The sequence below is a fragment of the Pseudomonas sp. Pme6b genome (assembly GCF_058129925.1).
Genome location: NZ_CM176704.1, coordinates 642,893 through 666,512 on the forward strand (window position 1 = coordinate 642,893; position 23,620 = coordinate 666,512).

20 protein-coding genes and 1 pseudogene are annotated in these 23,620 nt (G+C 59.7%); 15 read left to right on the forward strand and 6 right to left on the reverse strand.

Going from position 1 to position 23,620, the window contains the following annotated elements; genetic code table 11:
• Nucleotides 1–2 precede the first annotated feature (2 nt).
• The 10 genes from AC4ANE_RS02845 to AC4ANE_RS02890 all read left to right on the forward strand — a co-directional run bounded on the left by AC4ANE_RS02845 (nt 3) and on the right by AC4ANE_RS02890 (nt 9,871).
• Nucleotides 3–620 carry an NUDIX domain-containing protein gene (locus tag AC4ANE_RS02845; protein WP_002551795.1) on the forward strand — a complete coding sequence of 206 codons (618 nt, stop codon included), beginning with the start codon at nt 3–5 and terminating at the stop codon, nt 618–620.
• Entirely contained in the window at nt 611–1,063 is a 453-nt protein-coding gene (locus tag AC4ANE_RS02850) for a DUF1249 domain-containing protein (RefSeq protein ID WP_002551796.1), read from the forward strand. The genes AC4ANE_RS02845 and AC4ANE_RS02850 overlap by 10 nt, the downstream gene beginning before the upstream one ends.
• A 197-nt stretch (nt 1,064–1,260) precedes the next feature.
• Nucleotides 1,261–1,635 (forward strand): hypothetical protein, encoded by a 375-nt coding sequence (locus tag AC4ANE_RS02855; RefSeq protein WP_005731103.1) that lies wholly within the window; start codon nt 1,261–1,263, stop codon nt 1,633–1,635.
• An 87-nt stretch (nt 1,636–1,722) separates the two neighbouring features.
• A complete protein-coding gene (gene cpdA, locus AC4ANE_RS02860; RefSeq protein WP_002551797.1) occupies nt 1,723–2,529 on the forward strand; it encodes a 3',5'-cyclic-AMP phosphodiesterase in 807 nt (268 codons plus the stop codon).
• A gap of 88 nt (nt 2,530–2,617) precedes the next feature.
• Nucleotides 2,618–3,235, forward strand: coding sequence for a YqiA/YcfP family alpha/beta fold hydrolase (locus tag AC4ANE_RS02865; protein WP_005731105.1), 618 nt, complete (start codon nt 2,618–2,620; stop codon nt 3,233–3,235).
• 76 nt (nt 3,236–3,311) lie between these two features.
• On the forward strand, nt 3,312–5,216 hold the full coding sequence (gene parE, locus AC4ANE_RS02870) for a DNA topoisomerase IV subunit B (protein ID WP_002551799.1): 1,905 nt from the start codon (nt 3,312–3,314) through the stop codon (nt 5,214–5,216).
• The gene (locus AC4ANE_RS02875) at nt 5,213–6,190 is read left to right on the forward strand and encodes an esterase-like activity of phytase family protein (RefSeq protein ID WP_002551800.1); all 978 of its coding nucleotides are present in this window, start codon (nt 5,213–5,215) and stop codon (nt 6,188–6,190) included. Before parE ends, AC4ANE_RS02875 begins: the two co-directional genes overlap by 4 nt.
• Nucleotides 6,187–6,720, forward strand: coding sequence for a retropepsin-like aspartic protease family protein (locus AC4ANE_RS02880; protein ID WP_002551801.1), 534 nt, complete (start codon nt 6,187–6,189; stop codon nt 6,718–6,720). The genes AC4ANE_RS02875 and AC4ANE_RS02880 overlap by 4 nt, the downstream gene beginning before the upstream one ends.
• A 10-nt stretch (nt 6,721–6,730) precedes the next feature.
• Complete coding sequence (gene parC / locus AC4ANE_RS02885) at nt 6,731–8,992, forward strand: DNA topoisomerase IV subunit A (RefSeq protein ID WP_002551802.1); 2,262 nt, start codon at nt 6,731–6,733, stop codon at nt 8,990–8,992.
• 183 nt (nt 8,993–9,175) lie between these two features.
• The gene (locus tag AC4ANE_RS02890) at nt 9,176–9,871 is read left to right on the forward strand and encodes a PqiC family protein (protein ID WP_029241083.1); all 696 of its coding nucleotides are present in this window, start codon (nt 9,176–9,178) and stop codon (nt 9,869–9,871) included.
• 548 nt (nt 9,872–10,419) lie between these two features.
• On the opposite strand, the gene AC4ANE_RS02895 is transcribed toward AC4ANE_RS02890, so the two are convergent.
• Nucleotides 10,420–11,961, reverse strand: a complete 1,542-nt coding sequence (locus AC4ANE_RS02895; protein ID WP_002551804.1) for an AhpA/YtjB family protein — start codon at nt 11,959–11,961, stop codon at nt 10,420–10,422.
• Nucleotides 11,962–12,091: 130 nt separating this feature from the next.
• On the opposite strand from AC4ANE_RS02895, the gene serB reads away from it, so the two are divergent.
• On the forward strand, nt 12,092–13,306 hold the full coding sequence (gene serB, locus AC4ANE_RS02900) for a phosphoserine phosphatase SerB (protein WP_002551805.1): 1,215 nt from the start codon (nt 12,092–12,094) through the stop codon (nt 13,304–13,306).
• Nucleotides 13,307–13,372: 66 nt separating this feature from the next.
• Here the strand turns inward: serB and AC4ANE_RS02905 are convergent, their stop codons facing one another.
• From AC4ANE_RS02905 to AC4ANE_RS02920, 4 genes and pseudogenes are all read right to left on the reverse strand, one after another.
• Nucleotides 13,373–15,157: a cyclic-di-GMP receptor FimW-related protein gene (locus AC4ANE_RS02905; protein WP_002551806.1), complete on the reverse strand. Its 1,785-nt coding sequence runs from the start codon at nt 15,155–15,157 to the stop codon at nt 13,373–13,375.
• Nucleotides 15,158–15,416: 259 nt separating this feature from the next.
• On the reverse strand, nt 15,417–16,280 hold the full coding sequence (gene asd / locus AC4ANE_RS02910) for an archaetidylserine decarboxylase (RefSeq protein WP_031594760.1): 864 nt from the start codon (nt 16,278–16,280) through the stop codon (nt 15,417–15,419).
• A gap of 156 nt (nt 16,281–16,436) precedes the next feature.
• A pseudogene (locus AC4ANE_RS02915) lies at nt 16,437–17,249 on the reverse strand (rhodanese-like domain-containing protein); the annotation flags it as partial.
• Between the two features lie 45 nt (nt 17,250–17,294).
• A complete protein-coding gene (locus AC4ANE_RS02920; protein ID WP_002551808.1) occupies nt 17,295–18,830 on the reverse strand; it encodes an HDOD domain-containing protein in 1,536 nt (511 codons plus the stop codon).
• 207 nt (nt 18,831–19,037) lie between these two features.
• Here AC4ANE_RS02920 and motA point away from each other — a divergent pair, with 207 nt between their 5' ends.
• Together motA and motB are read left to right on the forward strand one after the other, a co-directional pair.
• Nucleotides 19,038–19,889: a flagellar motor stator protein MotA gene (gene motA, locus AC4ANE_RS02925; protein WP_002551809.1), complete on the forward strand. Its 852-nt coding sequence runs from the start codon at nt 19,038–19,040 to the stop codon at nt 19,887–19,889.
• 3 nt (nt 19,890–19,892) lie between these two features.
• A complete protein-coding gene (motB, locus tag AC4ANE_RS02930) occupies nt 19,893–20,936 on the forward strand; it encodes a flagellar motor protein MotB (RefSeq protein WP_057442641.1) in 1,044 nt (347 codons plus the stop codon).
• Nucleotides 20,937–20,997: 61 nt separating this feature from the next.
• Here the strand turns inward: motB and rsgA are convergent, their stop codons facing one another.
• Nucleotides 20,998–22,029 carry a small ribosomal subunit biogenesis GTPase RsgA gene (rsgA, locus tag AC4ANE_RS02935; protein ID WP_002551811.1) on the reverse strand — a complete coding sequence of 344 codons (1,032 nt, stop codon included), beginning with the start codon at nt 22,027–22,029 and terminating at the stop codon, nt 20,998–21,000.
• A gap of 108 nt (nt 22,030–22,137) precedes the next feature.
• Here rsgA and orn point away from each other — a divergent pair, with 108 nt between their 5' ends.
• A complete protein-coding gene (gene orn / locus AC4ANE_RS02940) occupies nt 22,138–22,674 on the forward strand; it encodes an oligoribonuclease (protein ID WP_002551812.1) in 537 nt (178 codons plus the stop codon).
• Nucleotides 22,675–22,770: 96 nt separating this feature from the next.
• Nucleotides 22,771–23,382 carry a trimeric intracellular cation channel family protein gene (locus AC4ANE_RS02945; protein WP_002551813.1) on the forward strand — a complete coding sequence of 204 codons (612 nt, stop codon included), beginning with the start codon at nt 22,771–22,773 and terminating at the stop codon, nt 23,380–23,382.
• The last annotated feature ends 238 nt before the right edge of the window (nt 23,383–23,620 follow it).

Consider the following 23,620-nt stretch of genomic DNA (forward strand, 5'->3'; position numbering starts at 1 on the left):
CCATGACCCAGACCACACGATCTGCACCAAGCGCTTTTGAAACCATACAGCGTGAAAACTGCTTCAAGGGCTTCTATAGGCTGGACAAGCTGCATGTGCGCCACGAGCTGTTCGCAGGTGGCATGAGCAAGGAAATCAGCCGCGAGCTTTTCGTTCGCCACGATGCGGTTTGTGTACTTCCTTACGATGCCAAGCGTGACGAAGTGGTGCTCATCGAGCAGTTCCGCGTGGGTGCCATGGAAAAGACCAGCAACCCGTGGCTGATCGAACTGGTCGCCGGGCTGATCGACAAGGATGAACAGCCGGAAGAAGTTGCTCATCGCGAGGCAGAGGAGGAAGCTGGACTGGTGTTCCGCTCGCTTTGGCCCATCACCAAATACTTTCCTTCTCCAGGTGGCAGTAATGAGTTTGTTCACTTGTACCTGGGGCAGTGCAGCAGTGAAGGGGCAGGCGGAATTCACGGGCTTGAGTCCGAAGGCGAAGACATCCGGGTCACAGTCTGGTCATTCGATGACGCAATGCAGGCGATGAAAGACGGAACAATCAAAAACGCGTCGACGATCATCGCCTTGCAATGGCTGGCGCTGAATCGTGCGGAGATAAGGGGTTTATGGTCGTGAATCTATTACGCGAGCGCTATCGTGTCGACCTTGCCGGGCTGCAGGCTGCGTGTGAGGCCAACTACGCGCGCCTGATGCGCCTGCTGCCCGACATGCGTAACGAACAGCGCTCACGCCGCGTCGCCGTCACCCAGGGCGACCAGATGCTGGGCGTACTGGCCGTCGAAGTATTGCTCGACTGCCCGTACACCACCACCCTGCAAGTCCGCCAGGAACACAGCCTGCCATGGCTGCCGGTGCCGGTGCTCGAGGTTCAGGTATACCACGACGCACGCATGGCCGAAGTCATCGGCGCCGAGCATGCGCGGCGCTTTCGCGGCATTTATCCCTACCCCAACGCCGACATGCACCAGCCAGACGAAAAGGCCCAGCTCAATTTGTTTCTGGGCGAGTGGCTGAGTCATTGCCTGGCGTGTGGGCATGAGTTTGAGGCAGTGCGTTAACGCCTCATCAATTGTCATTGCACTACTGCTCCTTGGCTTCGCCCTGTATTTATCCCACACCGGATTGACCGATAAGTGACGGCAGCTGACAGCGGGCAGGCTCCAGTCTTGTAGGTGGTTTCTGAAAATCCCCCGGCACCTTGGATTTGAAACCACATGCCTTACATTCGACCTGAATTTATTTGCAGGTATAACGAATGAGTGACTTAGGCACCCCACGATGTCTGTTAGCGTGCTTCTCGGGAATCACCCTCAGCCTTTTCAGCTATCTCGGGTTGATAACCCTGACAGGCAGCGCTCTGCGTTGGGAACACTTCCTATATACGGCCATTACCGGAGTGGTCATCGGTATTCTGTCTTTGAGGCTCATGCCGTGGATCGTTCATCTGGCTGGACTGGCAGGAATGATTCTTGGCGTTGTCCTGGAGCTTTTGTTGGCGGGATATCTCTGGCCTGGAATGCCTTATGAGCGGGTGCTGAGCTATCTCTTGGGTGCGGGACTGGCGGGCATGGTGTCTGCCGGACTTATTGCTTTAATTGTGCTCAAGCACCGAGCAAATCAGCAAATGTGACCAAATGCTCGTCTGCGCTCACATTCCCGGTTTACCCGCCCGCTGCCACGTCACATAATCGCGCTGAATCCTCTCTGGGAGACGGTCTTGCCAAGCGCAGCCCCTTCATCGTCAGTTTTGCTGGTACAGATATCCGACAGCCACCTGTTCGCCGAGGCGGACGGGGCGTTGTTGGGTATGAGTACCCGCGACAGTCTGGAAAAAGTCGTTGATCTGGTCCTCGCCGAGCAGCCGCAGGTTGATCTTGTGGTTGCAAGCGGGGATATCTCCCAGGATGGCAGTGTCGAGTCTTACGAAGCGTTTCGCCGGATAAGTACGCAGATCGCCGCGCCCGCGCGCTGGTTTGCCGGTAATCATGATGAATTGCCGCAGATGGAGCATGTCGCACAGGCTGAAGGGCTGCTTGAGCCGATCATCAACATCGGCCGGTGGCGGGTGACACTGCTGGATTCGGCAGTGCCCGGTTCGGTGCCAGGTTTTCTGGCCGCTGGGCAATTGCAGTTGCTGGAGCAGTCCCTGAGCGAAGCGCCTGACCGGCATCATCTGGTTTGCCTGCATCACCACCCGGTGGCCATCGGCTGTGAATGGATGGCACCCATCGGTCTGCGCAATGCTGACGCGTTGTTTGCGGTGCTGGATCGATTCCCGCAGGTTCGGGCCGTATTGTGGGGGCATGTACATCAGGAGTTCGACCAGATGCGTAACGGCGTGCGCCTGCTGGCGTCGCCCTCGACCTGCATTCAGTTCGCGCCGGGCAGTGCCGATTTCAAGGTGGACACCACGGCACCGGGCTATCGCTGGCTGCGACTGCATGACGACGGACGGCTGGAAACCGCTGTTTCCCGAGTGGTCGGCATGGAGTTCGAAGTCGATTACGGCGGCACCGGCTACTGAATGAGCGGGCGGACACGTTTCCAGTGAGGTGTTGTAGCGTAAGTCCCTGTAAACTACACGGCTTTGCCTTGCACTCGGGAGCGACAGCGTGACGAGCGACACACCTTCACTGCTATACATCCATGGCTTGAACAGCTCGGCCCTGTCGAGAAAGGCCTGTCAGTTGGCCGCGCTGATGAAGTCATTGGGTCTGGCTGATCGTCTGCAAGTCCCTGAACTGCATCACCATCCGCGTCAGGCTATGGGGCAGCTTGAAACCGCTATAAAGGAGCTGGGACGGCCATTACTGGTCGGCAGCTCGCTCGGCGGCTACTATGCGACTCATTTGGCGCAGCAGCATGGCCTCAAGGCGGTGCTGATCAACCCGGCAGTCAACCCGCATCAGCTGTTTGACGGGTTTCTCGGCGTGCAGCAGAACCTGTACACCGGCGAGCAGTGGCAGTTGACCGAAGACCATATTCAGGCACTGGCCGAGCTGGAGGTTCCTGCTCCCCAGGACCCGCAGCAGTTTCAGGTGTGGTTGCAGACCGGTGACGAGACCCTTGATTATCGTCGCGCCGAGAAGTTTTACCGGGCCTGTGCCTTGCGCATTCAGGCGGGCGGCGACCACAGTTTTCAGGGTTTTGCCGAGCAAATGCCAGCGTTGTTGAGCTTTGCCGGGTTTGCCCCCGATCTGTTGCAGAAGATCGACCTGTCGGCGCTATAGGCGATCGATGCCCGGCCTACTGAATGCAAGAACATTGAACCCCCGAAATTCCATGAAAGATTGATAACGAGAACCCATGGCCAATCCCAGCGCTAGCTCTTATAACGCAGACGCCATCGAAGTCCTCTCGGGCCTCGATCCGGTTCGCAAACGTCCGGGCATGTACACCGACACCTCGCGGCCCAACCACCTGGCTCAGGAAGTCATCGACAACAGTGTCGACGAAGCTCTGGCTGGTCACGCGCGCTCGGTACAGGTCATCCTTCATGCCGACAACTCGCTTGAGGTGTCCGACGACGGCCGCGGCATGCCGGTGGACATTCACCCGGAAGAAGGTGTGTCCGGCGTCGAGCTGATCCTCACCAAGCTGCATGCGGGTGGCAAGTTCTCCAACAAGAACTACCAGTTCTCCGGCGGCCTGCACGGCGTAGGGATTTCCGTGGTCAACGCGCTTTCCACTCAGGTTCGGGTGCGGGTCAAGCGCGATGGCAACGAATATGAAATGACCTTCGCCGACGGCTACAAGGCCACAGAGCTGGCGGTTATCGGCACTGTCGGCAAGCGCAACACCGGGACCAGCGTCTATTTCGCGCCCGATCCGAAGTATTTCGATACCCCGAAGTTCTCCGTCAGTCGTCTCAAGCACGTACTCAAGGCCAAGGCGGTTCTGTGCCCGGGCCTGCTGGTCAGCTTTGAAGACAAGTCCACTAACGAAAAAGTCGAGTGGCATTACGAAGACGGCTTGCGCTCGTATCTACAGGATTCGGTCAGCGACTTCCTGCGACTGCCGGACGAACCGTTCTGCGGCAGCTTCGCCGGTAACAAGGAAGCGGTCGACTGGGCGCTGCTCTGGCTGCCCGAAGGTGGCGACAGCGTTCAGGAAAGCTACGTCAACCTGATCCCTACGGCGCAGGGTGGCACCCATGTGAACGGCTTGCGCCAGGGATTGCTGGATGCGATGCGCGAGTTCTGCGAGTTCCGCAACCTGTTGCCGCGTGGCGTCAAGCTGGCACCTGAAGATGTCTGGGAGCGAATTGCCTTCGTCCTGTCGATGAAAATGCAGGAGCCGCAGTTCTCCGGGCAGACCAAGGAACGTCTGTCGTCCCGTGAGGCGGCGGCGTTCGTTTCCGGCGTGGTCAAGGACGCGTTCAGTCTGTGGCTCAATACCCACTCGGAGCTGGGCCTGCAACTGGCTGACCTGGCGATCAACAACGCCGGTCGCCGCCTCAAGGCCAGCAAGAAGGTTGAACGCAAGCGCATTACCCAAGGCCCCGCGTTGCCGGGCAAGCTGGCTGACTGTGCCGGACAGGATCCGGCGCGCTCCGAGCTGTTTCTGGTCGAAGGTGATTCCGCCGGTGGTTCGGCCAAGCAGGCGCGGGACAAGGAATTCCAGGCCATCCTGCCCCTGCGCGGCAAGATTCTGAATACCTGGGAAGTGGACGGCGGCGAAGTGCTCGCCAGCCAGGAAGTGCACAACATCGCGGTTGCCATCGGGGTTGATCCGGGCGCGGCGGACATCAGCCAGTTGCGTTACGGCAAAATCTGTATTCTCGCCGACGCCGACTCGGATGGTTTGCACATCGCCACCTTGCTGTGTGCGTTGTTCGTCCAGCACTTCCGCCCGCTGGTCGACGCCGGGCATGTGTATGTGGCCATGCCGCCGCTGTACCGGATCGACCTTGGCAAGGAAATCTACTACGCGCTGGACGAAAGCGAGCGCGACGGAATCCTTGACCGTCTGGTGGCTGAAAAGAAACGGGGCAAACCACAGGTCACCCGATTCAAGGGCCTGGGTGAAATGAACCCGCCGCAATTGCGCGAAACCACCATGGACCCGAACACACGGCGTCTGGTGCAGCTCACGCTGGATGATTTCGCTGCTACGTCGGAAATGATGGACATGTTGCTGGCGAAGAAACGTGCAGGTGATCGCAAGTCCTGGCTTGAATCGAAGGGCAACCTCGCCGAGGTCCTGACTTGATACGAGCCTGGCTCGCCGCCCTGACCCTGGTTGCCGCGCCGGTTTTCGCCGCGCCGCTTGAGGTCCTGAAACTGCAATCCGAGCACCCGGTAGACGACATGGTCGGCGGCAATCTGTCGGGTCTGGCCATGTGCAATGGCCAGCTGTGGACCGTTTCCGACCGTGACGACAATGTGCTGTACAGCCTTGATGTGTCGCAAAATACCTGGAAGGCAGAAGCACACCGCATTGACGCACCTGCGCCGCACAGCTATCTGCCGCTCAAGCTGCGTTCGCTGGCAGGCCTTTCCGCGTTGGTGCGTGGTGGTGATCTGGATTTCGAAGGCGTGAGTTGTGATGCAGCCGGTAACCGTTATCTGGTCAGCGAGGCCTATGGCACGGTGCTCAAGGTTCCGGTCAGTGGTGCACCGTTCTGGCTGGACTTGCCGCAGGTACTGATAGAACAGGCGCGCGGCCAGGGCATGTTGCAACACTTCAATGCGATTTTCGAAGGGATTGCCGTGAACGCCTCTGGCGACCGCATCTGGCTGGCCGCCGAGCGCGAGAAGCGCGGGCTGCTGGTTGTGCAGCGCGACAAGGAACAATGGAGCTGCGGGCAAAGCTGCGTGCTGCTGTCCGAAGATGGTAAAGACCTGCTGCCCGCAGAACAGGGGCACAAGACCGTGTCTACGGACTTTTCCGATCTGTCGCTCTACAACGGCAAGCTGTTCACGCTCGAACGTGCGGCCTATCGCATCTGTCGGCGTGGGCTTGAGACCGGGCAGATCGAACGTTGCTGGTCGTTCGCCAAGGAAGCGATGGTGCCTTCGCGTCGCTATGATCAGCCCTACGGCCTGACCGAGGCGCTGGTCGTGGACGAGAAGGGCGCGTGGATCGGCATCGACAATAACTTCGGTGCGCGCGCCGATGGTGAAAAACGCCCGATTGTCTGGCGGTTCGCTGCGCCTGAAGCGGGCTGGAGCGCCGGTCAGTGAGCCAGCCCGCGAATCAACCGCAACCCGGCAAGCGCGCTGGCAAGATATTAATGATCGTGGCCTGGGCTGCTGGCCTGTTTCTGGCGACGCGCTTTTTCGGCAGTTGGGAAGACAAGCAGCAGAACCCTAATACGGTGGTTGCTTCGCAACACGGTGACGGATACATCGAAGTGCAACTGGCGGGTAATCGTCAGGGGCACTTTGTCAGTACCGGCCAGATCAACGGCCGGACGGTAGAGTTCATGATCGACACCGGGGCGACCGACGTGGCCGTACCCGGTGATATGGCTGACAGCCTGGGCCTGAAACGCGGCTTTGCGGTCACGCTCAGCACGGCCAATGGCAACAGTCAGGGTTTTCGGACCACGCTCGACTGCTTGCAACTGGGCGATATAGTCCTGACCAATGTGCGTGCTCTGGTGGCACCCGGTCTGGACGGTGAGCAGGTGCTGCTGGGCATGAGCGCCATGAAACAACTTGAATTCACACAGCGTGGCGGCAACTTGCTGCTGCGCCAGTCAACGAAATAATGAGGCCCGCATGAGCGACTCCCTTGACCTCAGCCTGGATGGTGTAGAACGCCGATCACTGGCTGACTTCACCGAACAGGCCTACCTCAACTACTCCATGTACGTGATCATGGACCGTGCCTTGCCGCATATCGGGGACGGCCTGAAGCCTGTTCAGCGGCGCATCATCTACGCGATGAGCGAACTGGGCCTGGGGGCTGACGCCAAGCACAAGAAATCGGCGCGTACCGTCGGCGACGTACTCGGTAAATTCCACCCACACGGCGACTCGGCCTGCTACGAAGCGATGGTGCTGATGGCCCAGCCGTTCAGCTACCGCTACACGCTGGTAGACGGGCAGGGTAACTGGGGTGCGCCGGATGATCCCAAATCCTTCGCGGCCATGCGTTACACCGAGGCGCGTCTGTCGCGCTATTCCGAAGTCCTGCTCAGTGAACTGGGCCAGGGCACGGCTGACTGGGTGCCGAACTTTGACGGCACACTGGAGGAACCGGCCGTGCTGCCGGCGCGTTTGCCGAACATTCTGCTCAATGGCACCACCGGCATTGCCGTCGGTATGGCCACCGACGTGCCGCCGCACAATCTGCGCGAAGTCGCCAGCGCCTGCGTTCATCTGCTGGACGACCCCAAGGCCACGGTTCCGGAACTGTGCGAGCACATTCTGGGGCCGGACTATCCGACCGAAGCGGAAATCATCACGCCGCGTGCCGACCTGCTGAAAATCTACGAGACCGGGCGCGGTTCGGTGCGCATGCGGGCCGTGTACCGCATTGAAGATGGCGACATTGTCGTTACTTCACTGCCGCATCAGGTTTCCGGCGCCAAGGTGCTGGAGCAGATCGCCGCGCAGATGCAGGCCAAGAAGCTGCCGATGGTTGCCGACCTGCGTGACGAGTCTGACCACGAAAATCCTTGTCGTATCGTGATCATTCCGCGCTCCAACCGGGTTGAACTGGACGAGCTGATGCAGCATTTGTTCGCGACCACCGAGCTGGAATCCAGCTATCGGGTGAACATCAACATCATTGGTCTGGACGGCAAGCCGCAGCTCAAGAATCTCAAGACACTGCTCGGCGAATGGCTGACGTTCCGCATCGGTACTGTGCGTCGTCGTCTGCAGTTTCGTCTGGACAAGGTCGAGCATCGTCTGCACCTGTTGGACGGTCTGCTCACGGCTTACCTGAACCTGGATGAAGTGATCCACATCATCCGCACCGCCGAACATCCCAAGGCGGAACTGATTGCACGCTTTGGCCTGTCGGAAATCCAGGCGGACTACATCCTCGATACCCGTCTGCGTCAGTTGGCGCGTCTGGAAGAGATGAAGCTGCGCAGCGAGCAGGAGGCCCTGCGCAAAGAGCAGGCCAAGCTTCTGGCGCTGCTGGGCAGTGAGTCCAAACTGCGCAAGCTGGTCCGTGCCGAACTGATCGCCGACGCTGAAACCTATGGCGATAATCGTCGTTCGCCGATTGTTGCCCGTGCCGAAGCCAAGGCGCTGTCTGAAAACGAATTGATGCCCACCGAGCCGGTAACTGTCGTGCTTTCGGAAAAAGGCTGGGTGCGTTGCGCCAAAGGCCACGATATTGATGCCACCGGGCTTTCCTACAAAGCAGGGGATGGTTTCAAGACGTCGTCCATCGGCCGCTCAAATCAGTTCGCCGTGTTCATCGACTCGACCGGGCGCAGCTATTCGGTGGCAGCACACACCCTGCCATCTGCACGAGGCCAGGGCGAGCCGTTGACCGGTAAACTGCAACCGCCACCGGGTGCGACGTTCGAGTGCGTATTGATGCCCGAAGATGACGCGCTGTATGTGATCGCTTCGGATGCCGGTTATGGGTTTGTCGTCAAAGGCGAAGACCTGCAGGCCAAGAACAAGGCGGGCAAGGCGTTGCTGAGCTTGCCGAACGGGGCAAAAGTCATCTTGCCTCGGCCGGTGCCCGACCGTGAACAGAACTGGCTGGCAGCGGTGACCACCGAAGGCCGCCTGCTGGTGTTCAAGATCAGCGATTTGCCGCAGTTGGGCAAAGGCAAAGGCAAAGGCAACAAGATCATCGGTATTCCGGGTGAGCGGGTAGCCAGCCGAGAAGAATATGTGACCGATCTGGCGGTGATTGCGCAGGGCGCGACGCTGGTACTCCAGGCAGGCAAGCGAACGCTGTCGCTTAAACCTGAAGACCTTGAACATTACAAGGGGGAGCGGGGCCGACGTGGCAATAAATTGCCAAGAGGCTTCCAGCGCGTAGACGCGTTATTGGTGGAAAATAGCTAAAAACATTGATCTGGCACCAGCGTTCTTCGTTTTGCCATGAAGTACGATGCATAATCGCTGGAGTCATGATGCATATTCACGGATGATATGGGGTCTTGGGGTGCATGCGTGGCTCAGTGCCTGCATGGGTCTTGAAAGTACTTATACTGTGGCCTGCCTCGGGGCGGCCACCTGGATGGGATGATGAATTTTCTACGCCTTCCCCTGATCTTGCTGATGACTGGCGTTTTGGGTCTGGCTGGTTGCAGTGTGCGCCAGCCGACCGCGCTTTATCAGCTCGATAGCGGTGAGCCTGGTCAGCCGAAACAGAGTAGTGGTCTGGCAGTATTGCTGGGTCCTGTTTCGGTGGCCGACTATCTGCAACGCGAAACCCTGCTGCAACGCCAGCCTGACGGCACTTTGACCGCATCGCCAGACGGGCGCTGGGCGGGCAATCTGTCTTCGGATATCGACCAGTTGCTCTTGCGTCAGCTGGCCTGGAAGCTGGACAGCCAGCGTGTCGTCATGGCGCCTGCGGTTGCCAACTTCACACCGGACGTTCAGGTCGTACTGTCGATCACCCGTCTGGACTCCGGTGCCAAACAGCCTGCCGTTCTGGATGCGCAATGGCGTCTTCTGGACCGTAAAGGTCATGTTCGTGACAGCCGACTGGTGCACCTTGAACAGGTCCATGCCGGCAGCTCCGCCGACCAGGTCAAGGCCCAGGGCATGCTGTTGCAACGCCTGGCCGATCAGGTCAGTACGGCGATCAAGCCGATTTCCTGGCAGCCGATCGAAGAACCGAAAAAGCCCCCGGTCGCCAAGGCCAAAGAGCCTGACAAACCAAGAATTCCAATGGCCTCGCCCATACGTACCGATCTTGAAGTGTTCCGCTTCTAGGGTTGGCCCAACAAAAAAGCCCGCAGCGATGCGGGCTTTTTGTTGGACGCGAATCTTCGCTTCTCACACCTCGACGTTCCTGACGCACAACGCAGTCAGGAGGACGCAGAGCGTCCAGAACGGCATGCCCACGCGGAGCATGGGCACGATGGTGATCTTGCGGACGCCTATCGTTCCAAATGCTCCAGTGAGGTCAGGATCGGACGCGGAGCGTCCAGAACGGCATGCCCACGCGGAGCATGGGCACGATGGTGATCTTGCGGGCACCTATCGTTCCGCACGCTCCAGCGTGGGAATGCCTTGAGTGACGCTCTGCGTCACAGATCTGTGCCGCGCTGCACCGTCAGGATCGGACGCGGAGCGTTCAGAACGGCATGCCCACGCGGAGCATGGGCACGATGGTGATCTTGTAGACACCTATCGTTCCGCACGCTCCAGCGTGGGAATGCCTTGGGTGACGCTCTGCGTCACAGATCTGCGCCGCGCTGCCACAGTCAAGGTCGGGCGCCTCTCGTCCTGTGCTTACGCATGTGAACGAGAGGCGGTGGTCAGGCCTTGTTGGATTCGTGCATGCGCGCCAGCTGGCGTTCGAGCATCGAAGGGTAGGGCTCCATCAGGCGTTCCACACAGCATGCGCCTTCAGGGCTGGCGATAGGACGGATACGGGCGCGCTGGCGTATCAACGGGTCGTCGTTGATACGGCGTTCAACCAGCAGCAGGTTGCGGCTGTGCTGAGACAGCGCCAACGCATCCTGCGCCGTTTCAGTCAGCAGCAGGTCGATCTGGCTCAGACCGCTCAGGCCCTCACCCAGCGTCAGGCCCAGTTGCAGTTGCAAGGTGATGCCGCTGTCGGCCACCTCGATCTGCAAGGCATGGCTCAGGGCACGCAATAGCTCGCCGCAGCAGATTGCGTTGGTGAGGTAGTCATCACCGCTTTCGTGGCTGTGAAACAGCATCAGGGTGCTGCCATCGTTCAGGGTATGCAGCTCGCTTTCATACAGCGAGGCGGCCTGATCGAGGCAGTCGCGATAACGTTGCAGCAATTCGGTCAGTCGTGCGCGCGGCAGGCGGCGCAATTGGTCCTGCGCGCCCAATTGTACGGCCAGCACGGCGCTGTTGTGCGGCTCGACGGGCGCTACCGGCGCAGCCACAGGGCGTGCAACTGGTGCGGTATTCGAATTGTCACGCAGGTCCGCAAACGGATCTTCGTCGTCGTCTTCATCTTCTTCGGCAACAATGCGACGCTGGACTGGCGGTGCCGGCAGGCGCGGCTTCGGTTCGCTGCTGCGTGCCGAGACCGGTGGTGCAGGTCGCTCTTCTGGCTCCAGGTACGGATCGTCACCGTCGTCCTCGTCGCCGTCATACTCGGGTTCGGGCAGCGGCTCCGGCTCTGGAACCGGTGGTGCGAACGAGGTGCGCAGTTGCCGGGCCAGATCGCCTATTTCATCCTGGCGGTCGGTAGCCGGGGTGTATGGGTCGATGTCGCGCAGCCAGATGCGCATCTGCATCAATGGCGTGGAGATATGGCGACCGAGGCGCAGGCTCAGGGCCAGCGCCAGGGCCAGCAGAATGCCCGCCAGAATGCCCATGCTCTGCAGGCTGATGGTCATCGGCTGCTGGAACTGTGACATGTCGAGGCTGATGCGCAGATGACCCGCCATCACGTCCTGAAACGTGATCTTGATTTCATACAGGCCCTGAGCCTCACCCAGAAGCCCGTTTTTCGGGCGCTGGCCAGCTTCCGCAAGAATGCGGTTATCCACACTGTAGATAGCGGCATGCGCTACCAGCGGGTTCTTGACCAGATTGCCCAGCAGCACGTTGAGACTGAGGATGTCGTTGGACACCAACAGCTCGGTGGCCGAGGTGGCGGTCTGGGTCGTCAGGGCCTGCCCCAGCGCATCCGCCTGTTCATGCATGGCCTGCTTGAATTGCAGACCCATGACACCGGCGTAGATCACCAGCGCCAAAGCGATCAGGATCACGTTATGGCTGGCAATGCGCAAAGCGATCGGTACACGGCGATGACGCAGGGCACGAAAGATGAGCAGGAAGAAATTATCGGTTTTAACGGGCGTGGGCCGGTTCACAGAGCACGGCTCTTTCGGTGAAGTTGTCGCGCAGTATAACGAGCGACCCAGTAGCGGCAAAGCGCTGCCTGTGCCCGGTGGTCACTGAATGTGGTTAGAATGCGGTTTTTTTCCACTATGGGGGTGCGCCTTGCGCGAAATCGTCCTGATTAACATCACAGGTGTCGACCGTCCAGGTCTCACTGCTGCCATCACCGGCGTCCTCGCCCAGGGTGGCGTGAACATTCTCGATATTGGTCAGGCGGTTATCCACGACACCCTGTCGTTCGGCATCCTGGTTGAAATTCCGGATACCGTGCAGGGTTCTTCCGTGCTCAAGGACATCCTGTTCACCGCCTACAAACTCGATCAGCAGGTCCGTTTCACGGCGGTGTCCGAAGCGGATTATCAGCACTGGGTTGAAGGTCAGGGCAAGGCCCGTCATATCGTCACACTGCTGACCCGCAAGGTTACGGCCGAGCAATTGCAGTGCGTCAGCGCCATTACGGCTAAATACGGGCTGAATATCGATCAGATCGATCGTCTGTCCGGGCGTATGCCGCTCGACACGCCGGCCGACAAGGGCAAGGGTTGCATCGAGTTCACCGTGCGCGGCGAGCCAGCCGACCCGAAAGCCATGCAGGCGGAGTTCCTCGCAGTTGCCCAGGATCTCAACGTAGATATCGCGTTCCAGCAGGATTCGCTGTTTCGCCGCAACCGGCGTCTGGCTGTGTTCGACATGGATTCGACCCTCATCGAGGCCGAAGTGATCGACGAGTTGGCCAAGGCTGCCGGTGTGGGCGAGCAGGTTTCCGAGATTACCGAGCGTGCGATGCGCGGCGAACTGGATTTCAGCGAAAGCTTCAAGGAGCGTCTGGCTCTGCTCAAGGGGCTGGATGTCAGTGTGCTGGATGAAATCGGCGCTTCTCTGCGCTTGACCGAAGGCGCCGAAACGCTGTTCTCCGAGCTCAAGCGTCTGGGTTACAAGACCGCTATTCTTTCGGGTGGCTTCACCTACTTCGCCAGGCAGCTGCAAGCAAAGCTGGGCATCGATTATGTGTACGCCAACGAGCTGGAAGTGGTCGATGGCAAGGTAACCGGCGTCGCTGTAGAGCCGATCGTCAATGCGCAGCGCAAGGCAGACCTGTTGCGCGAGCTGGCGCATAAGGAAGGCTTGAGTCTGGAGCAGACCATCGCGGTCGGCGACGGTGCCAATGACTTGCCGATGCTGGCGATTGCCGGGCTGGGTGTCGCATTTCGCGCCAAGCCGCTGGTCAAGCAATCAGCAAAGCAGGCGATCTCGACGCTGGGACTCGATGGCGTGCTATATCTGTTGGGTTTTCGCGACCGCGAAGGAAAGCGCTGACGCTCAGGCCGTGGTGGTTTGCCCCTGATGGCGAGGGGCCAATCGCGACGGCTGTCGCAGTGATCGCTACAGCGTGCCCCACAAGGAATCGAATTCCTGATCCGGCCTGGCCTTTTCGGTTTCGGTCGCTTTCGGGGCGTCGTACATCTGATACTCGAACTGATTGTAACTGGCGCTGCTGACCTGCCGGTTGCTCAGTGACGCGCGGCGTTCTTCACCGGCGACGTTGATCATCACCTTGTTGCCCTCCTGAAAAGGCAGACGCGGTGCGAGCACGGTGGGCGGTTTTTCCATGGCGCGTACTTCCGGCAGCATCAGGGTTCGCAGGTACTGGCTATTCTGCTGTTCGCGAATCAGCTGCATGCCGCACGGTTGGGCAAACGGGGCGATCAGTTCGATCCCCATCTGTGTACCGCCGCTGCGTACCTGGCGGATCCAGCGCACGATGGCAATGCTCCAGCCCTGGCCGGAGTCGTCCTGAATACCCACCAGTTCGCCAGCCTGTAATTGCTGAGGCACTTCCCTCTGCCACGCCAGGCAGTAACCGCCCGGGCTGTGGTTGACGATATTCAGGTCGAAGGTCGGAAACGTGTGCTGACCGTTGGAAAGCGAGTCGTTATCGCCATCGTTCTTCGGGTATTCGATTTCTTCATAGGGCAGCAGGTGCGATGAGGTCTTGCCGCGCTGTGTATCGAAGGCTGAAGCCCAAGGGTCGTCTTCGTCATCATTGGCGATCTTCAGCGAAAAACTCGCAGCACTGCCTGCGCTGTTGAGTTGCAGGAGTTCGCTGAACGACTTCTGACCGGCTACATAAAAATGCAGGGCGCTCATGCCTATGCACAGCTTCAGGGTGCCCTGGCCTGCCGTGCGCTGAAAGGTGCGTTCGGCCACATCACCCCAGGCGACCGCCAGATGTTGCAGCAGGTCGGTGTTGATACCGGTTGGAATAAGCAACGGCGAAGGGGTGCGCTGGTCATCCGGCAGGGCCAGGTACTGATTGATCGCTTCAGCCAGCGCGTAGGTGTTGATACCCAGCAGCCGAGGAGATTGTTCGTCGCTGAACAGGGTGCGATACAGCGGTGGTTTGTCGACCGTCGGGTCCAGAGCGAAGAGGCTGCTTTCAGTGACCGGCAATTGCAGCTTTACCAGAGGGCTCCAGGCCTCCAGCGCATCGGCCAGTTTGCCGATGTTCAACTGACGCATCTGGTTGCAGCGTGAGCAACCCATCAGCAGCGCGATCACGTAGGTTTGCTCCACGCTCAGCACTTTGCTGTGATGGGCCAGGGGCTCTTCGACCGGCGTGTTGTGCAACTGGTACTGACGGGCAATCTGGTAGATCTGATGCAGCTCGAGCCACAGGCCATCCTGAACGGGACAGTAAAGCTGGTTGGCGCGTATCAGTGGCCCGTTGAGACCATGCAGTGCGCGTTGCAGCGCAGTGCTGAACAGCCCGGCCTGGTCTCGGGTGTAGCGCGGGGCGACCTGCTGAATGATCTGCTTGTAACCGGTTGCGAGATGGTTTTGCAGCGCCTGGCAGAGGTTGGCCACCTTGCGTGGTCGCTCGTCCAGCACAATGGCCTGATTGAGAAAGTGACGTTCAAGGTGCTTGCAGACGAAGTACACCTCGGGCCGCAGCAATTCAAGCAATTGCAGGCGGTTCTCGCTCGGGGTGATCAACTGGTTGAGCTCGGTCAGCCCTTGATAGAGCTGGCGCGCCATTTCTCCGAGGTTCGCCTTGGGCAATCTGGAAATCCAGCGTTTGAGGTCGCGGGGGTTGGCTTCACTGAATGTCAGGCTCGACTGCGTCGGCGTAGGGGCACGCAATAGCAGAGGGAGGCTAAAATTACTCATGTGACAGGCGAACTCCAACAACTCATTGGCCCGGACGGAGGCTTTAGATGGGTGGCTGACGTCATCGCGGAGCGGGGACATGTCGAGCATACGCCCATGAAAGTGCGAAGTATCCTACAGCACCGATCGGGCGACTTTACCAGTATCGGCATCACTACGCAGTAAGTATGGCCTGGAGCCATTACTGTCCGGTTTTAAACTGCATGAGCGCCCCTGTTAATGGGGCGCCCATGCCGGGCACTGTGACTTCAAGTCACGATCATGCCTGTGTCGGAACTGCCAATGCCTGGCCCATCTGTACCTTGGAGCCCGCGGTCAGTTGCTCGGCCCATTTCACCTGATTTGGCCCGAACAGCACAATGGCCGTGGAGCCCAGTTTGAAGCGGCCCATCTCGGCACCTTTTTCCAGATGGATTGGCGCACGCGCTGCTTCGTCGTAGCTGAACGTCTTCAATTCACGCTTGGGCGGCGTGACCAGCCCGGCCCATACCGTCTCGACCGACGCCACGATCATCGCGCCGACCAGCACCACTGCCATTGGTCCGCGCTCGGTGTCGAACAGGCAGACCACTCGCTCGTTACGGGCGAACAGCTCGGGTACGTTTTCAGCCGTGGTCTGGTTGACCGAGAAGATGCGGCCCGGCACGTAGACCATTTCACGCAGCGTGCCAGCCAGTGGCATGTGGACGCGGTGATAGTCCTTTGGCGACAGGTAGACGGTTGCGAACTCGCCGCCCATGAAGGGCGCTGACAGCTTGGGATCACCGCCGAGCAGTTCCAGTACGCTGAAGCTGTGGCCCTTGGCCTGGAAGATCCGGCCGTGGTCGATAGGGCCCAACTGGCTGATGGCGCCGTCGGCTGGCGAAAGAATCGCGCTCGGCGTGGTATCGAGCGGGCGGGCGTCGGCTTTCAATGCGCGGGTGAAGAACGCATTGAAGTGCTCGTAGGACGTCAGGTCTTCGACCAGGGCCTGCGACATGTCCACTTGATAACGGCGGGCAAACCACGCGGTGAAAGCGTTTTTGAACCAGCGTACGCGGCATTCGGCAACGCAGCCTGCCAGTCGGGACAGCAGGTGGTGCGGCAGCAGGTACTGGCTGATGATGAACAAGCGGTCTTTCATTGAAGGTCCTGAGGATGAGTGTCCTGAATATTTCTGCGAGGCCTGTCGCGGTTCGCTAGAGCGGACAGGTTCGACGGTTTCGGCTGGTGCTGGCTGCGCAGGCGCGACGGGTTGCGCAACCTCGACTGCCTGGGCGGGCGCGGCGGCCACTTCCGGAAGTTCTACCGGTGTCTCCGGGTGATTGCCCCATTCACCCCACGAGCCGGCATAGGCCTTGACCCTTGGGTAGCCCAGCGCTTTCGCCACCAGATAGGTGAAGCCCGAGCGGTGGTGAGTCTGGCAATGGGTGATCACTTCCTTGTCGGGCGTTATGCCCAGGTCGCGAAGAATCTCTGGCATGTCCTGACGAATACGCAGGTTGCGTGCCTTGTCCATGCCCGCAGTCCATTCGAAATTGACTGCGCCGGGTATGTGTCCGCCCTTGGCCGCGACTACTTTTTCGCCCGAATACTCGGTAGGGCCGCGAGCGTCCCAGATTGCCAGGTCGGCGGCACCCAGACGGCTTTGCAGGTATTCGCGTGTGGCGGTAGGTTCGTCGTGCAGCGTCAGCGTGACCGGGCCGCCTGCAACGGGCGCAACCTCTGTGCTCAACGGCAGCGATTGCGCTTCCCAGGCCAGCACGCCGCCATCCAGATAGTGATAACGGTGATGGCCGATGACATCCAGCAGCCAGATAAAACGCCCGGCCCAGCCACCGCCTTCGTCATCGTAGACGACATAGACTGCATCAGGGTTGTGGCCCAGCTCGCCGAACAGCTGCTGCAGATCGGCAGTGTCGGGCAGTAGGCCAGGCGCAGGAGGCTTGCCCAGTTGCGTACGTTTCGGATCGACAAAGCGTGCGCCGCGAATGTGCCCGGCTTCGTAGCGAGCGCTGCTGGTCAGATCCACGAGGATCAGTTCCGGGGCGTCTAGACGCTCAAGCAGATCGTTGGGTTCGATGACCAGCGACAAGCCAGTGAATGCGGACATTTGCAGCCTCCGATGAAAGGAAAGAGGCGAATTGTACGCCAGGCCTCACGCTTTGCGATGACTAAAGATGCCAAGTGCCCTTTCAATACATTGCGCGGTTTTTCCGAATGCCTGGACGGAAATTTCCGACAAGGCCCCACCACCCTGGTCGGCGACCACCAGCAGCATGACTTTACCGTTGTTGCTCAGCGAGCGAATAAGCCAGTGCTGGCCACTGAACAGGGTTTTCAGTGGCGCGGGCAGCAGGACGGCAAACTGCGCGTTGTTCGCGGGGGTCATGCGCAACTGCGTCGGCTGGGTCAGCAAGCGTTGCAACACGGTGCTTTCCTTGATGAACAGCTGCAAGGAGGCGGTTTCGGCCGGCAGTCCGGCCATCTGATTGACGCGCAGTACGGTCGAGGTCTTGTCCAGCATCAGCAGCATGACCCGCTCCATACCGCACGACATGAACGCGTCGCGGGCCGAGGTGGTCAAGTGCATGGCGTTGATGAACGGGCTGGGGTCCTGCAGCAGCTCGGCGCAGTGCTTGCGCCATAGCTGCAGGGCGTCGGCCGATGGCGGTGGCGCTGGTTCGTTGTCGCGCCTTACACGGCGCGCATCCCAAGGCCAGATCAGCGATTCGGCCGGGTGCCAGAGGTCTTTTTCCGCATGAATACGCGCGCTGCTGGCAGCGTTTTGATGCGCCTGCTGCTGCACTTCGCTGATCGACTGTTGCAGGTAAAGGCTGGTCAGCCGTTCCCAGCGCAGGCAATGCGGGCTGTTCCAGGCATGTTGCGCCGCCAGCGCCAGGCCGTTACCCAGCAAAACAGTATTGGCTGGCTGGTTCAGCCAGCGCCGCAGGTTGGGGTCGGCGTCCATGAGTTGTTGCTGTTGCAGCGGGCTGTGTTCTTCGCGGGCGATGCGCAGCACCTTGGCCAGATCGCGTCGCTCGTTGATCAGCAACTTATAACCGCGCGTGACCCAGATCGGCAGGCGCCAGAATTCGGCGAGTGCCAGGCACAGCTCCAGCAGATTGACGCCGAACAGCTCTTTTTCCACTGCAAGGCTGGAATGGCCCTTGTGGATAACCCGCAACTCCAGCTCTTCGAGCAGCTTCGGATAGGCCAGCGCCATCGGCCAAAGGGGGGAGAGGAAAAGCAGGCTGCCCATATGGATGTCTTGCCAGAGTCGTGCAAGGCGACTGGCAAACAACCCGTTGGCCTGTTGTGTGGCGTGCTGGCTGACCAGAATCAATTGGCGATAGACCGCGGGAATTTCCTCGGGCGGCTTGGCTGGCAAGCGGCCCAGAAGGATTTCAGTACGCGCCAGCCCCAGACGGTTGATCGCAATCTCGAGGCTCTCGGCCTGCTCGGTCAAACCGTGGGTGTGATGGTTGGCCTCGCGCATCACACTCAATACCAGTGCGGGGCTTTCCTGCATCATTTCAGCGATTTCACGCAGTGAGCGGCGACTGTCGTTCAATGCTGCGCGAACGTGCCCATGATTGACGGCAGGGACCGGTAACGCGATGCCGTCAAGCAGCTTGACCCAGGCATCCAGCGTTTTCGGAACGAGATGATGTGCTGCGTGTGCTGTCGACATTCGATGGCCTGTGCGGCTGATTATCTGAGCTGGGAAACCGCCAGCGTACGGGACGCTGAGGCCATTTTCCTCCTTTTATGGAGGCGGATAAATGGGTTTTTCAAAAGAACCGGCTATAGTCTGGCCCAGTTAGGCCGATAAGGAGAAGAAGAGATTCAAGAACTTCCGGACTGTCCCTGAACCCGACTCAGTAAAGTATTTTTTCCTATGGCTAAAATTATCGGCATCATTGTCGTTATCGCGAGTGTCCTCGGCGGATATGTGCTGTCCCATGGCAAGATCATGGCGCTATTCCAGCCCTACGAGGTCTTGATCATCGGCGGTGCTGCACTGGGCGCGTTCCTCCAGGCCAACCCTGGCTACATGACCATGCACGTGTTCAAGAAGTCGCTGAAGATGTTCGGTTCGCGCTTCACACACGCCTATTACCTTGAGGTGCTGGGGCTGGTGTACGAAATCCTCAACAAGAGCCGCCGTGAAGGCATGATGGCGATTGAAGGGGATATCGAAGACGCCGCCTCCAGCCCGATCTTCGCCAAATACCCTGGTGTGCTGAAAGATGAGCGCATGACCGCGTACATCTGCGACTACCTGCGCATCATGTCGTCCGGCAACATGGCTCCTCACGAGCTGGAAGGCTTGTTCGACATGGAACTGCTGAGCATGAAAGAAGAGCTCGAGCATCCATCCCATGCCATTACCGGTATCGCCGACGGTATGCCTGGCTTCGGTATCGTGGCGGCGGTACTCGGTATCGTGGTGACCATGGCGTCGCTGGGGTCGGGCGACAAGGCTGCAATCGGCATGCACGTAGGTGCGGCGCTGGTAGGTACCTTCTTCGGTATTCTTGCGGCATACGGTTTCTTCGGTCCGTTGGCCACCTGCCTTGCCCATGATGCCAAGGAAGAAATGAACGTCTATGAGAGCATCAAGGCGTCGCTGGTGGCGTCGGCCTCCGGCATGCCGCCTTCGCTGGCCGTCGAATTTGGCCGCAAGGTTCTCTACCCGCTGCATCGCCCCAGCTTCAGCGAGCTGGAACAAGCGGTTCGCGGTCGCTAAGTCATGGAAAATAATCAGCCGATTATCATCAAGCGCGTAAAGCGCTTTGGTGGCGGACATCACGGCGGTGCCTGGAAAATCGCGTTTGCCGACTTCGCGACGGCGATGATGGCGTTCTTTCTGGTGCTGTGGCTGATGTCTTCTGCCACGCCCGAACAGTTGCTCGCGGTGGCCGGTTACTTCAAGGACCCGGTCGGTTTTTCGGACAGCGGTTCGCCGTATGTGATCGACCTGGGCGGCTCGCCCGAGATGTCGCCGAATCAGACGCTGAACCCTGAGGTCAAGACCACGCCGTCACCTGACACCGTGCCCCTTGAGGCCGAGACTTCCGAGACCAAAGCTGAAGAGGTCGAGCAGGAGCGTCTGGAGATGCTGTTGCAAGAGCTGCAGAACAAGGTCGAGGAAAACCCGCAACTGCAGAAATTCAAGGACCAGATTCTGTTCGAGATCACCCAGGACGGTTTGCGTATCCAGATCATGGACGCTGACAACCGGCCGATGTTCGACTCGGGCAGCGCACGTCTCAAGCCTTATTTCGAAGACATCCTGCTGGCAATGGCTGACACCATCAAAAGCGTGCCGAACAAGATCAGCATCAGCGGTCATACCGACGCGACACCTTTTGTAGGCAACGGCGGATTCGGTAACTGGGAACTGTCGGCCAACCGCGCCAATGCTGCACGTCGTGCGCTAGTGGCCGGTACCTATCCGGACTCACAGGTGGCCAGGGTGGTGGGTTATGCCTCGTCAGCTCTTTATGATCACGAGAACCCGACCAATCCGGTCAACCGCCGCATCGACATTGTGGTTTTGACCAAAAAGGCTCAGCAGCGTATCGAAGGCGACCAGAACTCCGGTGGTGCGCCTCAGTCCAAACCTGCGCCCGCCGCTCCTGCTACTCCTGCTACTCCTGCTACTCCCGCTGCTCCGGGTGCTTCGGTCGGGGCACCGCCAGACCCACGGGCATACGCCCAGCCTCACGAGATCCGGCAGAAGCTGAATATCTTTGACGATGGCAAGTTGCGGGTCGAGCCAGCCCAGAACTGAGCTGCAACCGATACAGAAACGCCGCGATCATCGCGGCGTTTTTGTGTGCGGCGTTCGGTGCTCAGTAACTGTCTTGCGGCAGGCTGGCAATGATCGAACGGTAGCTGTTCATGCGCTGTTGCTGCACGCGGCCATCTTCAAGCCCCTTGAGCAGGGCGCAGCCCGGTTCGCGGTCATGCTTGCAGTCGCGAAAGCGGCACGTGCCGATCAGGTCGTTGAATTCGATGAAGCCAGCTTCTACGTCTGCACGGCTGACATGCCCCAGGCCGAATTCGCGGATACCCGGTGAGTCGATCAGATCGCCGCCACGCGGAAAGTGGAACAGGCGGGCGGTTGTGGTGGTGTGTGTGCCCTGGCCGGAGACTTCGGACAACGGCCCGACCCGGGTATCCGTTTCCGGCAGCAGGCTGTTGACCAACGAAGACTTGCCGACGCCGGACTGGCCAACGAACACACTGATGTGGCCATCAAGCTGGCTTTGCAGTGTCTGCATGCCATCGCCATGATGCGCCGACACTTCCAGCACCGGGTAACCCAGTGTGCGGTAGACCGCCAGCAACGCATTGAGCGCGGGCGCGTTCTGTTCGTCGATCAGGTCAGCCTTGTTGAGCAGCAGCAGCGGACGAATCCCGGCATGCTCGGCGGCCACCAGATAGCGGTCAATCAGGTTGGCATGTGGCTCGGGCATGGGCGCGAACACGATCACGATCAGATCGACGTTGGCAGCCACAGGCTTGAGCTGGCCACGTGAGTCCGGGCGGCGCAGTTCGGTGGTGCGGGGCAGTTGCGCAACGATGACGCCAATGCCCTGATTGCCGGCGCGCCATACAACGCGATCACCCGTGACCAGTGCCGGCAGGTTGGCGCGCAGGTGGCAGCGGAAGACCTGACCGCTTGCTTCGCCTTCCTGAGCCTCGACTTCGACCTGTACACCGAAGTGAGCAATCACAAGGCCGGTCTGTTCGGGGCCGAGGTCGCCGCCTTCCAGTGTTTCAAGCGTAGCGGACTCGCGTTTTGCAGCGCGGGCAGCACGCTCGCCCTGAATTTTTTCGATGCGCCAGTTCTGACGACGATTGAGTTGGCGTTTGGCCATGGGTGTTCCGATGTGATGTAACCGATGAATTAGGCAGTACGATTGATCGGCAGGAGTCTAGCACGGCAGGGTGAGCTAAACTGCGCGCCTACGCTGAGGAGTCGACACATGCAGAACAAGCAGAACCTGATCTGGATCGATCTGGAAATGACCGGTCTGGACCCTGATACCGATGTCATCATCGAAATGGCCACGATCATCACTGATAGCGAGCTGAACACCCTGGCCGAAGGCCCGGTGATCGCTGTGCACCAGAGTGACGAAACGCTGGCGAAAATGGACGAGTGGAACACCCGCCAGCACGGTGGCTCGGGCCTGACCCAGCGAGTACGCGAAAGCACCATCAGCATGGCTGAAGCCGAGGCGCAGACCCTTGAGTTCATCAAGCTGTGGGTGCCGGAGCGCAGTTCGCCGATCTGCGGCAACAGCATCTGCCAGGATCGCCGCTTCCTGTATCGCCACATGCCGACGCTGGAAAACTGGTTCCACTACCGCAATCTGGATGTCTCGACCCTCAAGGAACTGGCTGCGCGCTGGTCCCCCGAGCTGAAATTCAAGAAAGGCAGCACCCACCTGGCGCTGGATGACATCCGCGAGTCGATTGCCGAGCTGCGCTTTTATCGTGAGCACTTCATCAAGCCTTGATCAAGACTCGCGCGTGCAGTGAATAATCTTCGCTGCACTCTTTCAGTGCGCTGGTCGGCTGGTTAGACTGCGCGCCTTTGTCGCAGAGTCCCCGCCATGTTGCTGATGCTTTATCTGATTGCCATCACTGCTGAAGCCATGACTGGCGCGCTGTCTGCGGGCCGTCGAGGAATGGACTGGTTCGGCGTGGTGCTGATCGCTTGCGTCACAGCGCTGGGCGGCGGCTCGGTGCGCGATGTGCTGATCGGCCATTACCCGCTGACCTGGGTCAAGCACCCGGAATACCTCATATTGACCAGTGTGGCAGCGTTGGTGACGATCTTTATCGCGCCATTGATGCGCCACCTGCGCTCGTTGTTTCTGGTGCTGGATGCACTGGGGCTGGTGGCCTTCACCCTGATCGGCTGCATGACTGCGCTGGAAGCCGGGCATGGTCTGGTGATCGCGTCAGTGTGCGGTGTCATCACTGGGGTCTTCGGTGGCATCCTGCGCGACATCTTCTGCAACGACATCCCGCTGATCTTCCGTCGCGAACTGTATGCCAGCGTTTCATTTCTGGTCGCGTGGTGTTTTTTGCTGTGCCAGTACCTGCAACTGCCGGATGAACAGGCCGTGCTCATCACCTTGTTCGGCGGCCTGCTGCTGCGCCTGCTGGCGATCCGATTCCGCTGGGAAATGCCCAAGTTCGTCTATAAAGACGAGCCCTGAAGAGGGCGCAGAACGCCCGGAGCTGCATGCCCATACGCAGCACTCTGCTTCATTCGCATCCTGAGATGCCCGCAGAGTGGTCTTCTGCCCGGAGGGCGTGGGAGCTTCAGGAGGTCACGACGGCTGCGATGGGCTGCGAAGCGGCCCTGAAACCTGCTGACTCTGTTGTGTCTGATGCACCAAGGCGACCGTTTTTGCTGCAGGTTCCCGACAGTTCGCGGACAAGTCCGCTCCCACG